At 59.9% G+C, this 15,301-nt stretch carries 4 protein-coding genes; all 4 read left to right on the top strand.

Annotation, left to right across the window (positions count from 1 at the left end; genetic code table 11):
• The first annotated feature begins 3 nt into the window (after nt 1-3).
• The 4 genes from NI000_RS26515 to NI000_RS26500 are packed head-to-tail and all read left to right on the top strand — an operon-like array spanning nt 4 to nt 15,299.
• On the top strand, nt 4-1,263 hold the full coding sequence (locus tag NI000_RS26515) for a hydroxymethylglutaryl-CoA synthase family protein (protein ID WP_253414393.1): 1,260 nt from the start codon (nt 4-6) through the stop codon (nt 1,261-1,263).
• A complete protein-coding gene (locus NI000_RS26510) occupies nt 1,263-2,036 on the top strand; it encodes an enoyl-CoA hydratase/isomerase (protein WP_036691009.1) in 774 nt (257 codons plus the stop codon). The genes NI000_RS26515 and NI000_RS26510 overlap by 1 nt, the downstream gene beginning before the upstream one ends.
• Nucleotides 2,037-2,058: 22 nt before the next feature.
• Complete coding sequence (locus tag NI000_RS26505; RefSeq protein WP_253414374.1) at nt 2,059-2,808, top strand: polyketide synthase; 750 nt, start codon at nt 2,059-2,061, stop codon at nt 2,806-2,808.
• A 53-nt stretch (nt 2,809-2,861) separates the two neighbouring features.
• Nucleotides 2,862-15,299, top strand: a complete 12,438-nt coding sequence (locus NI000_RS26500) for a PfaD family polyunsaturated fatty acid/polyketide biosynthesis protein (protein WP_253414373.1) — start codon at nt 2,862-2,864, stop codon at nt 15,297-15,299.
• Nucleotides 15,300-15,301: the final 2 nt, after the last annotated feature.

Raw genomic sequence — 15,301 nt, 5'->3', positions numbered from 1 at the left:
ACTATGGTTGCCGTCGGTATCGAAGCGATGAATGTGTTCGGGGGGACCGCGTATCTCGATGTCATGGATCTGGCCACACATCGAAACCTGGACAACCCCAGATTTGAAAATTTGCTGATGAAGCAAAAGGCGGTCGCCTTGGCGTTTGAAGACCCGGTGACATTTGCCGTCAACGCGGCCAAGCCGGTGGTCGATGCGCTGTCCGAGGAAGAAAAAAACCGCATCGAACTGCTGATCACCTGCACGGAATCCGGGATCGACTTCGGCAAGTCGCTCAGCACCTACGTGCATCATCATCTGGGACTGAGCCGTACCTGCCGCCTGTTCGAGATCAAGCAAGCCTGCTATTCGGGCACAGCCGGATTCCAGATGGCGATCAACTTCATCCTCTCCCAAGTCTCGCCCGGAGCCAAAGCGCTCGTCGTCGCCACGGACATCTCCCGGTTCCTGGCCGTCGAAGGCGGAGATGCGCTCAGCGAAGACTGGTCGTTCGCCGAACCGAGCGGCGGCGCAGGTGCGGTGGCGCTTCTGGTCAGCGACAAGCCGCACGTGTTCCAAGTCGATGTCGGAGCCAACGGATATTACGGCTACGAGGTGATGGACACCTGCCGCCCGGTGGCCGACAGCGAAGCGGGCGACGCGGACCTCTCCCTGCTCTCGTATCTGGATTGCTGCGAGAATGCGTTCCTGGAATACCAGCGCCGCGTCGCCGATGTCGAGTACCGCGACACGTTCCAGTACCTGTCCTTCCACACGCCGTTTGGCGGCATGGTCAAAGGCGCGCACCGCACGATGATGCGCAAGATCGCCAAGGTCAAAGGCCCGGAGATCGAAGCCGATTTCCAACAGCGCGTGGTGCCGGGTCTGACCTACTGCCAGCGCGTGGGCAACATCATGGGGGCCACCGTTCTGCTCTCCTTGGCGAGCACGATCGACAACGGGCAGTTTGAAGGGAACAAGCGCATCGGGATCTTCTCCTATGGCTCGGGCTGCTGCTCCGAATTTTACAGCGGCGTCGTCACCCCTCGCAGTCAAGAAGTCCTGCGCGGCTTCAAGCTTCAAGAGCAACTGAACAGCCGTTACCGACTGTCGATGGACGAATATGAAAAGATTCTCCACAGCAGCAGCGCCGTCAAATTCGGCACCCGCAATGTCAAGCTGGACTTGAACCTGATCCCGGGCGCCCTCGCTTCCGGGCAAGCCGGACAGCGCCTGTATCTGGAAGAGATCTCAGAATTCCATCGAGAATACCGGTGGTGCTGATGAACACGGCCGCCTACGAGACGATCCGGGTGCGGATGCAAGGCCCGGTGTGCTTTTTGCAGTTCAACCGTCCCGAGGCGAAGAACACGATCAACGAGCGCTTGGTGTACGAGTGTCGCCAGGTGATCGATCACTGCCGGGAACAGGCTTCGATCCTCGTGCTGGAGGGGTTGCCGGACGTGTTCTGCTTCGGGGCCGATTTTCAAGAGCTGCATGAGAAAAAGGCGAGCGGGCAGAGCCTCGACCCGTCACCGGAGCCGCTGTACGACTTGTGGCTCGATCTGGCGACTGGCCCGTTTATCACCATCTCGCACGTTCGCGGCAAGGTCAACGCAGGCGGCGTCGGGTTTGTCGCCACCTGCGATATCGTGCTGGCGGATGAAACGGCGGAGTTCTCCTTGTCCGAATTGCTCTTCGGACTTCTGCCAGCATGCGTGCTGCCGTTTTTGATCCGGCGGATCGGTTTTCAGAAGGCGAACTATCTGACGCTGATGACGCAGCCGGTCAACGTCCGACAAGCCGTGGAGTGGGGGCTTGTCGATGCCTGCGATGCAGAGAGCGAGACATTGCTTCGCAAGCATCTCATGCGGCTGCGCTATGTGCCCAAGCGCGGCATCGAGCGATACAAGCGCTTGATGAACAGCTTGCAGGACGGTCTGCACCGCGCCAAGCCGTTGGCGCTCGAAGCGAACCGGGAAGTGTTTGCAGATCCGCGCAACCAAGAGCTGATTTTCCGTTATATCGAAACAGGTCAATTCCCGTGGGAGAGCTGATCCACGGAGAGTGGAGGAGAACATGGCGAATCCAGTGGTGGAGTGCAGAGAGATCGAGACGGGGATCGTGCAAGTGACCTTGCAGGATCGGGAACAGAAGAACACCTTTACCGAAGGGCTGGTGCGCGGCCTGATCGAAGCGTTTGAGGAGATCGCCGCGAATGAACGCTGCAAGGCGGTCATCCTCACCGGCTATGGCAATTATTTTTGCTCCGGCGGCACGATGGAAGGGCTGCTGGCGATTCATGAAGGAAGAGGCCGGTTCACCGATGCGAACGTCTTCGCGCTCGCCTTGGAGTGCAAGGTTCCGGTGATCGCCGCGATGCAAGGGCACGCGATCGGCGGCGGGTTTGTCGTCGGGCTGTTTGCCGACTTTGTGATCTTGAGCCGTGAGAGCGTGTACACGACCAGTTTTATGCGATTTGGATTCACACCCGGTATGGGGGCTACCTACATCGTGCCGAAGAAGTTGGGCTTCTCCCTCGGAGAAGAGATGCTGATGAGCGCCAACAATTACAGAGGCGCCGATTTGGAAAAAAGGGGCGTGCCGTTCCCCGTCGTTCCGCGTGAAGACGTGATGAACCGGGCGCTGCAGCTGGCGCGCCAACTGGCAGAAAAACCGAGAGTGTCGCTGATCACCTTGAAGGACCATCTGGTCCGACCGATCCGGGAGGAACTGCCTCGCGTGATCGAGCAAGAGATGGCCATGCATGAAAAGACATTCCATAAACCGGAAGTGAAAGACAGAATCATCTCCCTGTTCGGAAATTAACAAGCACTCGCCGTGCTTGCGACTATACATTTTGCTGTAAAAGAGGGGTTCAGATGAAGATACAAGAGATCTTACGTGCGCTTGAAGCCAAAGAGATCAGCCCTGAAGAGGCCAAACAGGTCCTTGCAGGGGCTCGATCCCACGAGTTGCAAATGTCCGCCCCCCTTGCGAATGCTGTGCGCGAACTGTCCGTTGATCCGGCGGTTCGCCTGCAGCCGGAATCGCTAGGCCATCCGCTGTTCCAAACGAGATACCGCACCATTTGGAGTTACTTTGCCGGCTCGATGTATCGAGGGATCGCATCTAAGGAGATGGTGGTGCGCATGGGGCAGGCCGGTCTGCTGGCCTTTTTTGGCAGCGCCGGTTTTCAGGTGCATGAACTGGAGCCCGTCCTGCAGCGCATTCAGGCGCGGCTGGGTTCGGACAAGCCGTATGGCATGTGCCTGATCGCCAACCTGAACGACCCGGACGAAGAGCGGCGCACAGCGGAACTGTACGTCGAGTACGGCGTGAAGGCGATCGAAGTGTCCGCCTTCTCCGCTCCGACGCTCCCGCTGGTCTATCTGCGCCTCAAGGGCCTGTCCCGTCAAAACGGCCGGCTGATCTTCCCGCGCAGTCTGATCGCCAAATGCTCGCATCTGGACACGGCGCGCGTGTTTCTCTCGCCGCCGCCGGAGCCGCTCGTCCAGCAGCTGCTGCGCTACGGCCTGATCAGCGAGGAAGAAGCCGCCCTGTCGCAAACGATTCCGCTGGTCGACGACCTCGCGATCGAAGCGGACTCGGGCGGTCACACGAACCAAGGCGTATCGTTCTCCCTCCTGCCCGCCATCCGCGCGCTCAAAGACCAACTCCAGCGGCAGTACCGCTACCAAGAGGAGATTCTCATCGGCTGCGGCGGAGGGGTCGGCACGCCGGAAGCGGTCGCGTCGGCCTTCATGCTCGGGGCTGATTTTATTTTCACAGGATCGATCAATCAATGCACGGTGGAGAGCGGGGCCCATCCGGTCGTCAAGGACCTGCTGCAGTCCGTTTCGATCCACGACATGGCGATCACGGTTGCAGGCGATATGTTTGAGATCGGCGCGAAGGTGCAGGTGGTGAAAAAACACACCCAGTTCGCCGCCCGCGCCAACAAGCTGCACCAGCTGTTCCACCAATACAACTCGATCGACGAGATTCCGCTGTCGATCCGGCATGAGATCGAAACGAAATATTTTAAGAAGACGTTTGAGGAAGTCTGGGATCTCGTCTGCGCCTACAAGCGCGCCAAACATCCGGAGCAGCTCGAAGAGGCGGCCGAGAACCCGCGTTTCAAGATGGGGCTGATCTTCAAGTGGTATTTTGCCCATTCCGCACAGGCGACCCTGCGAGGGGATGAGCAGGAGCGGGATAATTTTCAGATCTTCTGCGGCCCGGCGATGGGGGCGTTCAACAGGTGGGTACAAGGCACGCCGTATGAGTCTTGGCAGCAGCGCCATGTGAACACGGTGGCAGAACTGCTGATGCGCAAGGCGTGTGAACATCTGGAATCCCGTCAGTCCACGTCCGTTTCGGCAGCCGGCGCAGAAGCGGTGCCGAGTTTTGAAGGGGCGGCGATCGCGATCATCGGGCTGAGCGGTCAATTCCCGAAGTCCAAGAATGCAGACGAGTTCTGGAACAACCTCGCACAAGGCCGCGACTGCATCTCCGAGATTCCGGCGACGCGCTGGTCGCTCGACGAGCACTACTCGCCGGACCCGAGCGCACCGGGCAAAACCTACTCCAAGTGGATGGGCGTGCTGGAGGATGCGGACAAGTTCGACCCGCTGTTCTTCAACATCTCGCCTGCCGAAGCGGAGTTGATGGACCCGCAGCAGCGGCTATTTTTGGAGAGCGCATGGCAGGCCATCGAAGACGCCGGCATCGCGCCGTCCTCTCTGTCCGGCAGCCGAACCGGCGTGTTCGTCGGCTGCGGCACGAACGACTACGGGCAGGCGCTGAACCATCAAGGCTTGAACGCACAAGGCCTGATGGGGGCGGTTTCCTCGATCCTCAGCGCTCGCATCTCGTATCTGCTCAACCTCAAAGGCCCTTGCCTTGCGATCGACACCGCCTGCTCCTCCTCGCTGGTGGCGATGGCCGAAGCCTGCAACAGCCTGCTGCTCGGAACGAGCGACTTGGCATTGAGCGGCGGGGTGTACGCGGCGGCCGGGCCTACCTTGCACATCATGACGAGCAAGGCGGGCATGTTGTCGCCCGACGGACGCTGCTATTCGTTTGATACGCGCGCCAACGGCTTTGTGCCGGGGGAGGGCGTGGGCGTCTTGGTGCTCAAGCGCCTTGAAGATGCTGTGCGGGACGAAGACCCGATCTATGGCGTGATTCGCGGCTGGGGTGTCAACCAGGACGGCAAGACGAACGGGATCACCGCGCCGAGCGTCAATTCGCAGATCCAGCTGGAGCAGGACGTGTATGAACGATTTGGCATCGACCCGGAGACGATCTCCCTGATCGAAGCGCATGGGACGGGCACGAAGCTTGGCGACCCGATTGAAGTGGAGGCGCTGACCGAGTCCTTCCGGCACTTCACGGAGAAAACCGGCTATTGCGCTCTCGGTTCGGTGAAAAGCAACATCGGACACCTGCTGACGGCAGCCGGAGTGGCCGGGGTGATCAAGGTGCTGCTGGCCATGAAGCATCGACAGGTGCCGCCGACGGTGCATTTTAACCAATTGAACGAGCACATTCGGCTCGCGAAGAGTCCTTTTTACATCAATACCGACCTGATTCCATGGGAGGTGCCAGCCGGGATGCCGCGCCGTGCCGGGGTGAGCTCTTTCGGATTCAGCGGGACGAACGCGCATGTCGTCATCGAAGAGCATTTGGAAAAAGAGAGGCTGGCTTCGGCAGCGGGAGAAGCGGATGCGCCGTTGCTCTTTGTGTTGTCTGCCATGACCGAGGAACAGCTGCGGACGTATGCAGCCTCGATGGCGGGCTTCCTCGAACGGGAGCGCGACCTGAGCCTTGCGAGCATCGTGTACACCCTGCAGACGGGACGCGATGCAAGAGAGGTGCGGCTGGCGTTTGTGGCCCGTTCGAGAGACGAAGCGCGTCAGAATTTTGAAACCTATGCAGAGGGGCGGATACTCCCCGGTCTCTTGACGTCGCAGTCGGGAACGGGGCAGGAGGAGGCGCAGGGCATTGCAAACAAGCCGCTGCAAGAGATCGCCGAACTCTGGGTGAAGGGCGTCCGACTCGACTGGTCGGAACTCTATGCCGATTCGAGACCGCGCCGTGCTCATCTGCCGACCTATCCGTTTGCCAGAGAGCGCTTCTGGGTGCCGGAGCCGGATATGGAGGAAGGGGAGGCTTCGACGATGACAGCCGCCCTGCATCCGCTGCTGCACAGCAATACCTCCAAACTGACGGAGCAACGCTTCTCCTCGACGTTTACCGGGCGAGAATTTTTCCTGTCCGATCATCAGGTGCAAGGGCGGAAGGTGCTGCCGGGTGTCGCCTATCTGGAAATGGCGCGCGCCGCGCTGGAGCAGGCCGCCGACATGCCGTCGATCTCTTTGAAAAATGTGGTCTGGGCGCGTCCGATCATCGCAGAAGAAGACGCGGTGTCGGTGCAGATCGGGCTGTTCCCGGAAGAGAACGGCGAGATCGGATTTGAAGTGTACAGCGGCTTGGACGGCGAGATCGTACACAGCCAAGGGCGCGCGGTACCGGCTCTGTCGGACGTCGAGGCTCCCGTGCTCGATCTTGCTTCTCTGCAAGCGCAGTGCGGGCAGCGCGAACGAGGCGCGGCGGAATGCTATGACTTGTACCGCCGAGCGGGCCTTGAGTACGGGCCGGCTTTCCAAGGGATGGAGCACCTCTATGTCGGGCAGGAGATGATCTTGGCCCGCTTGTCGCTGCCAGCCGCCGTCGCGAGCACCGCGCGTCAGTTCATCCTGCACCCGAGCCTGCTGGACTCGACTCTGCAGACGGCCATCGGCTTCCTGACTGACGAAACGACGCTCCAGCCGGCCCTGCCGTTCGCGCTGGAGGAGCTGGAGATCTTCGGGCCTTGCACCACTTCGATGTGGGCCTTCGTGCGCCGCAGTGAAGGTAACAAGCCAGGGGACAAGGTACACAAGCTCGATCTCGACCTGTGCGACGAGAGCGGAAGCGTCCGCGTGCGGATGAAGGGCTATTCCTCCCGCATACTCGACCGCGAGCGAGGAGCCGAGGCGGGGACGCTGATGCTCAGACCGGACTGGACAGAGCGTCCGGTCAATCTGCAGGCTGTACAGACGGTGTATGCGGACCATCTGGTGATGCTCTGCGAAGTGGACGCTGAGATCGAACAGAGCGGGATGCGGAGCCTGATCTTGCAGACAGAGGAAAAAGGGCTTGCCCAACGCTTCGAGGCCTATGCAGCACATGCGTTTGAGGCGATCAAGTCGATTTTGCAAGAAAGACGCAAAGGGAAGGTGCTCGTGCAGATCGTCGTTCCGGCGCAAGGGGACGGGCAGGTCTTCACCGGCCTCTCTGCACTGCTGAAGACCGCTCAGCTGGAGAATCCGAACCTTGTCGGGCAGCTGATCGAAGTTGACGATGCGAGCAACCTTGCGGAGACCTTGCGAGAAAATGCTCGCTGTGCAGGCGACGCACACGTCCGTTACCAAGGCGGCAAACGCTGGGGAACAGGATGGAGCGAAGTCGAGCCGGGCGAAGAGGTGTTGCGCATTCCATGGAAGGACCAAGGCGTCTACCTGCTCACAGGGGGCGCAGGGGGCCTAGGCCGCATTTTTGCTGGCGAAATCGCACGGCAAGTGAAAGGGGCGACGCTCGTCCTGACGGGACGGGGGCCGCTGAGCGCTGAGAAACAGGCAGAACTTCAGTCCTTGGACGCAAATGTTGTGTACAGGCAAGTGGACGTGACCGACTTCGCGGGGGTCATGCAGCTGATCGAGAGCATTCAATCTGAGCATGGCGCTCTGCACGGCATCCTGCACAGCGCAGGCGTGATTCGCGACAACTTGATCCTCAAGAAGACGACAGCGGAGTTGCAGGACGTGCTGGCTCCCAAGGCGGCCGGTGCCGTGCATCTCGATGAGGCGACGCAACATCTGCCGCTCGACTTCTTCGTGACGTTCTCCTCGGTGGCCGGAGCCATCGGCAACCCGGGACAAGCGGACTATGCGACGGCCAATGCCTTCCTCGATGCTTTTGCGGGGTATCGAAACGAGCGGGTCGCAAATGGCAAACGCTCCGGCCGGACGCTGTCGATCAACTGGCCGCTCTGGCAAGAAGGCGGGATGCAGGTGGAGCAGGAGACGGAGCAGACGGTGCGAGAGACCCTCGGTATGATCCCGATGCAGACGGCAACCGGGATTCGCGCCTTGTATCAGGGCATGGCTTCCGAGCAAGACCAGATTCTTGTCGTCGAAGGCGATCTGGATCGCATCCGCGCCGTTTTTGCAAAAACAGCACCGACAGCCGCAGCTGGGCCAGTGTCTAGGCTGGAAGAAGGGCCGACTCTCATTTCGAGCGATTTTGAAGAGAGAGCGATCGAGTATTTCAAGACGTTGCTCTCTTCCGTCCTGAAGATGCCAGCCAGCCGGATTGAAGCCAATGCGCCTTTTGAAAAATACGGCATCGATTCGATTCTGGTCATGCAGCTGACCAACCAACTGGAAAAGACGTTTGGCTCCTTGCCGAAAACGCTGTTCTTTGAATACCAAAACCTCCGCGAGCTGACCGGATACTTCCTGGACGCCCATCGTGTTCTCTTGCAGCAGCTCTTGGACATCGGGGAGCAGGAGCGGGTTTCGGAATCCGCTTCGGTGGCGGCCACGTCCACTCCTGAGCCGTCGGTTGTCAGCAGCCGCAGACGTTCGAGGCTGGCCGCGAGTTCGACGGCTGTGCATGCAGCGCCGGTCGCGCAACCTGCGAAGGCGGCCAAGGGAGAACAGGACATCGCGATCATCGGCGTCTCCGGCCGCTATCCGGGGGCGCGCAACCTTCAGGAGTTTTGGCAAAATCTGCGGGATGGCAAGGACTGCATCACGGAGATTCCAAAAGACCGATGGGATCACAGCCTCTATTTTGACCCGGACAAAAGCAAGCCGGGCAAGACGAACAGCAAATGGGGCGGATTTATTGACGGCGTGGATCAATTCGATCCGAAGTTCTTCAACATCTCCCCGCGCGAGGCGGAGATCATGGACCCGCAGGAGCGACTGTTCCTGCAGACCGTCTACGAGGCGCTGGAAGATGCGGGGTATACGCGCGAGATGCTCGCCAAACATCGCGGGCTGGGGCTTGACGGCAACGTCGGGGTCTATGTCGGCGTGATGTACGAAGAGTATCAGCTGTACGGCGCAGAGGAGACGATCCTCGGCCGACCGCTTGCCCTGTCTGGCAACCCCTCGTCGATCGCCAACCGGGTGTCGTACTTCTTCAACCTGCACGGGCCGAGCCTTGCCGTCGATACGATGTGCTCGTCTTCGCTGACGTCGATTCATCTGGCCTGCCAGAGCTTGCAGCAAGGCGGCTGTGAACTGGCGATCGCCGGCGGTGTCAACGTCTCGATTCACCCGAACAAGTACCTGCTGCTCGGCCAAGGCAAGTTCGCGTCGAGCAAGGGCAGATGCGAGAGTTTTGGCGAAGGGGGCGACGGCTACGTGCCGGGCGAAGGCGTGGGCGCGGTGCTGCTCAAGCCTCTGTCCAAGGCGATTGAAGACGGAGATCAGATCCACGGCATGATCAAGGCCACCGCGATCAACCACGGGGGCAAAACCAACGGGTACACCGTCCCGAACCCGAATGCGCAGGCGAATGTGATCGAGCAGGCGTTGCGCAAGGCAGGGCTTGACCCGAGCATGGTCTCTTACATCGAAGCGCACGGAACCGGCACCTCGCTTGGCGACCCGATTGAGATCGCCGGCTTGACCAAGGCTTTCCAAGCAGGGAAAAACGCTAAACTGCAATCCTGTGCCATCGGCTCGGCCAAGTCGAACATCGGGCACTGTGAGAGCGCGGCGGGCATCGCCGGCGTTACGAAGGTGCTGTTGCAACTGAAGCATCGTCAACTTGCACCATCGCTGCACGCCAAGGTGCTCAACCCGAACATCGACTTTGACGCGACCCCGTTCGTCGTGCAGCAGGAGCTGGCGGAGTGGAAGCGCCCGCTGGTGGAGATCGGCGGTCAGGTTCGCGAAGTGCCGCGCATCGCTGGCATCTCATCGTTTGGAGCGGGCGGTTCCAACGCGCACGTGATCATCGAGGAGTACGTACCGGCAGAGTCGCTGCGCACGCCTGTCGAGGTGACGCCGCAGAATCCGGCCGTGATCGTGTTGTCGGCCAAGAACGAAGAACGGTTGCAGGAGCTGGCCGCGCGCCTGCTTCACGCCATCGAGACGCAGCCGTTCACAGATGCGGACCTCGCTGACATCGCCTACACCTTGCAGATCGGTCGAGAAGCGCACGATGCGCGCATGGCGCTGCTCGTCGACTCGCTTCAAGACCTCGCGACCAAGTTGCGCGCCTGCGTGTCCGGCCAAGAGGATGTCCCAACCCTCTATCGCGGCCATGTCAAAGCCAACCGAGACACCCTCTCGCTCTTCCTCGCCGATGAAGAGCTGCAGGAAGCGATTGAAAAATGGATTCAGCGCCGCAAGCACGTCAAGCTCGTCGACCTGTGGGTCAAAGGATTGGAGCTGGACTGGAACAAGCTCTACGGCGAACACAAGCCGCGCCGCATCAGCCTGCCGACCTATCCGTTTGCCAAACAGCGCTACTGGGTGCCGGAAGGAACGGCTGGAGCGGCACGCACCCTGATGTCTTCGAGCGTCGTGGAAAACCTTGAAGTGCTGGCCCCGGTCTCGACAAACCTGCAAGCAAGGGTGCAAGAGGGAAGCGATGGCACGCTCAACATCGAACTGTGCGACGCCCAAGGGAACATCTGCGTTCGCCTGACTGGACTGCAGGCTGAACCTGCACAAGCGAAACCTGCACAAGCCAAGAAGCAGCCGGAATCCTTCGAGTTGATGACATTCCGAGAAATCTGGCAAGAGAAATCCCTGCCTTCTGTCACAGCCCGGAACGCTGGAACGCTCGTCTGCTTCCTGTCCGATCCGGCACTACAGCAAACGGTGCGGGAGGCGCTCAAGTCCCTGAGCCCGAGCCTGCAAGTCGAGTTCATCGCACAGGGAAGCTCGATTCCAGAGTCCTTCCAACGCATGCAGGAGGAGCGTCGAGACGTCTTCGGGATGCTGTACCTGTGGCCGCTTGAAGACAAGGCTCTGATCCGAGAGTATTCCAGTATCGTGAACATCCTGAAGTTCCTCGACGCTTCCGGTCTGAAGCCCGAACGCCTGCTGCTGGCTGGGCAATTCGAGAACGGAGTGGAGCGAAGCTACTTCGAATCGTGGATCGGCTTTGAAAGATCTTTGGGCCTAGTGCTGCCTAACACGAAGGTGACGGCGGTCTTGCAGGCGGGCTCTTCCTCGCTTCAAGACTGGATGCCGCTGCTCTGGCGTGAACTCCATGCCCCGCAAGCGCAAAGCGTCCTGTATGAAGCAGGCAAGCGCCACATCTGCACCGTCCAGCCGACCCGCCTTGAAGCGGGCCAACGCACGGTGCGGGCAGGCGGCACCTACCTGATCACCGGCGGTCTCGGTGCGCTCGGCTACTTGTTCGCGGAGCATCTGGCCCAAAAACAGCCTGTGAACCTCATCCTCACCGGCCGCTCCGAGCTCGACGAAGAGAAGCGCAGCAAGCTGAGCGATCTGGAGACGCTGGGCAGCCAAGTCTTCTACCTGCAAGCGGACGTATGTGACGAAGAGCAGATGCGAGCCGGGCTGGTTCGTGCACGCGATCGCTTCGGACCTCTGCACGGCGTGCTGCACGCAGCAGGATTGTCCGGGGACGAGAGCCTTTTTGCCAAGGACATCAAGGCGTTTGAACGGGTTCTGAGCCCGAAGATCGCAGGAACCCTGCTGCTCGACGAATTGCTGGCGGAGGAGACCGAGCTTGATTTTGTCTGCTACTTCTCCTCGTCATCCGCCGTGTTGGGCGATTTCGGTTCCTGCGACTACGCGATCGGCAACCGCTTCCAGATGGCCTACGCGCAACACCGTCACGAACAGCAGTTGCCGGGCCAGACGCTGGTGATCAACTGGCCGCTCTGGAAAGAAGGCGGAATGGGTCTTGATGAAGGAGAGATCACAGCGAACTACCTGAAGTCGAGCGGACAGCGCTTCTTGGAAGCGGAAGAGGGAGTGGAGCTCTTTGACCTGATCCTCTCGCAGAACGACGTGCAGCAGCTGGTCCTCGTCGGGCAGCCAAGCCGCGTCGAACGCTTCCTCGGAATGGCTGCACAAGCGCCGACAGCGGTTCAACCCACTACGCCGCCGCCGACTATCAGCGTCTCGTCGGGCACAGCGATGCGTCCGGAGTTGCAAGGATTCTCGCTTGAGCAATGCATCGAGTGGGATCTCAAAGAACAGGTCAGCCAGATCCTGAAAATCTCCCGCGACGAACTCGATGTCGAGGAAAATCTGGTCGACTTCGGGTTTGACTCGATCAGCTTGGCCGAGCTTGGCAACCGTCTTTCCAAGCAATACGGCCTCGAAGTGACGCCGGCCTTGTTCTTTAGCCACTCCACGTTGGAAAAATTGACCCTGCACTTCCTGCGCGAACACGAGGCGTTGATGACGCAGCACTACCTTGAACCGACTGCCGAACCAGCCCCCGAACCGACACCCGTTCCGGTTGTCGCTCCGGCCCGGCAAGAAGTCGCGGTGACAAAAGAGATTCTCGTGCCGCCGCCGACATCCGGCGTTCAAGAACCGATCGCCGTGATCGGGATGAGCGGACGCTTCCCGCAAGCGGACAGCGTGCAGGACTTCTGGCAGAACCTCAAAGCGGGCAAGAACGCGATCACCGAGATTCCTTCGGATCGCTGGGACTGGCAAAGTGACTTTGAAGAAGGCAAAATCACGTCCAAATGGGGCGGATTCGTAAAAGACGTCGACTGCTTCGATCCGCTGTTCTTCGAGATCTCGCCGAGAGAAGCGGAGTACATGGACCCGAAACAACGCCTGTTCTTGGAGGAAGCATGGCATGCGCTCGAAGATGCCGGCTACATGGGCGATCAGATTCGCGGCAAGTTGTGCGGCGTCTACGTCGGTGTCGAAGAGGGTGAATACGGCTTCCTGACAGGGGATGGCGGCCCGCTCAACGGCAATCAAAATGCGACGTTGGCCGCCCGCATCGCCTACGCCCTCGACTTGAAGGGGCCGAATCTGGCGTTGACCGCCGCTTGCTCCTCCGGGCTGGTTGCGCTCCATCAAGCCTGCCAAGCCTTGCGCGCAGGGGACTGCGACGTGGCGCTGGCCGGCGGGGTCAATCTTTTGATCTCCCCGATAATCTACCAAGGGATGAGCAGGATCGACATGCTGTCCCCGGACGGACACTCGTATGTGTTTGATTCGCGTGCGAACGGGTTGGTGCCGAGCGAAGCCGTTGCCGTCGTCGTGCTCAAGCCTCTGTCCAAAGCGATCGCCGATCGCGACCAGATCTACGGCTGCATCACAGCGACCGGAGTCAACTACAACGGCCAATCGAATGGTATCACATCGCCGAACCCGGACGCTCAAGCCGATCTGATCCGCAGCGTGTATGACCGTTATGGAATCGATTCGTCTGACATCCAGTTCGTCATGTCGCACAGCACCGGGTCGAAGCTAGGCGATCCGATGGAGATCCAAGCGCTGACCAGCGCCTTCCGCAAGCCTGGCGCTCAAACGCAGAACTGTGTGCTCTCCTCGATCAAGCCGCTCATCGGGCACACGTTTGCCGCATCGGGCATCGTCAGCCTGATCAGCATGCTGATGGCGATGCGCGAACGCACCCTGTTGGGCTTGCACGGATTCGAATCGAGCAACGAGTACATCCGATTTGAGGAGAGTCCGTTCGTCGTCAGCACCGAGAACCGAGCGTGGACGACGCAGGAAGGCCGCCCGCGAGTCGGCGCGATCAGCACGACAGGGATCAGCGGCACGAATGCCCATGCCGTGATCGAAGAATACATTCCGACCGCGATGGCTGTGCAGGTAGAACGACCGGGCGCAGCACAGCAACTGGTGATCCTCTCGGCCCGAAACCACGACCGCCTGCAGCACATGGCGGCTCGTCTGTCCGAGCATCTCGCGAGCGAAGCGGGCCGATCCCTGACGCTCGCCCAGATCGCCTACACGCTGCAAGTCGGTCGCGAGCCGATGAAAAAGCGCGCAGCCTTCATCGTCTCTTCCAAAGAAGAACTGCTGCAGCGCTTGCAGGAATACATCTCCTCGCCTGTTGTGGACGAGACCCGTCCTGCACCGGATCGTCACCAAGCCAGAGCCCTTGTGGAAACCGCGCTGCAAGAGCGCAATCTTGAGCAGCTGGCCGCCCTCTGGCTCTCCGGCAGCAAAGTGCTGTGGCAGCGACTACATGACGGCAAGAACGTGCAGCGCGTCTCGCTGCCGACCTATCCATTTGTGAAGCGTAGATGCTGGGTGGAGGGGCCGAAACCGCAAGAAAAGGAATTTGCCATCTCCAACAAGGCGGCCGAGTTCTATACGCGCGTCGTCGAAAGCGGAGACTCCGGTTTTCAAGAAGAGTATCTGACCTTCTGCCCGTTTGAGGAAAAAATCCCCGGCTTCTCGATCAGCCGCGTGTACCTGAACCCGGAACAATATCCGGCCGAACTTGAGATGGTGCGCAGCAAGCAGATCGAGATGCGCCGCGTGCTGTTCAGCCGAGGCGATTTCCAGCGCGCGCACGCTCTGCTTGACATCGGATGCGCTCATGGGACAGACGTGATTCAGCTGGCCAAGCGCTACCCGCATCTGAAAACGCAGGGCTTTACGATCACGGAGGCGCAGGCGGACCTTGGCAACCGGAGAATTCAAGAACTGAACTTGGGCGCACAAGCTGCCATCTTCCATGGAGACAGCTCCAAAGACCGATTCCCAGGTCGCTACGACATGATGATCGGGATCGAAGTCAGCTGCCACATCCCTGACAAGCAGGGGCTGTTCCAGAACATGTCCTCGGCCCTCAACGAAGGGGGGCAGGTGCTGATGATGGACTTCATCGCGAACCTGCGCGGAGCCATCGCCGATCCGAGCATCGACATCTACATCCCGACTGTACAAGGCTGGATCGACCTGCTGGCGGAGCATCACCTCGTTCTTGACGAAGTGATTGACGTCTCCAAGCAGGTCGCCAACTCTCTGCATGATCCTGAGCACGCGGAGAATACGAAAGGTCTGCCGGAAGTCGTACAAAATTCCATTCGGAACTTTGCCAATAGCTCGATCTCGCTTGAGAAAGGCTGGATCAGCTACTGTCTGTTCGTCATCAGCAAAAATTCAGCTCTCAGCCCGGCAGAACTGCGAGAGCACAACGCAAAGCAGATGTCCAACAGGACGCCGTATCCGGAAGCTCGGCGCAACATGTTGCAACAAATCTAAAG

The organism is Paenibacillus tyrphae (assembly GCF_024158745.1).
In the GTDB taxonomy this organism is placed as follows: Bacteria; Bacillota; Bacilli; order Paenibacillales; family NBRC-103111; genus Paenibacillus_G; species Paenibacillus_G tyrfis_A.
Note: the sequence above shows the minus strand (reverse complement) of the source record. Positions and strands in the feature narration are given on the sequence as shown.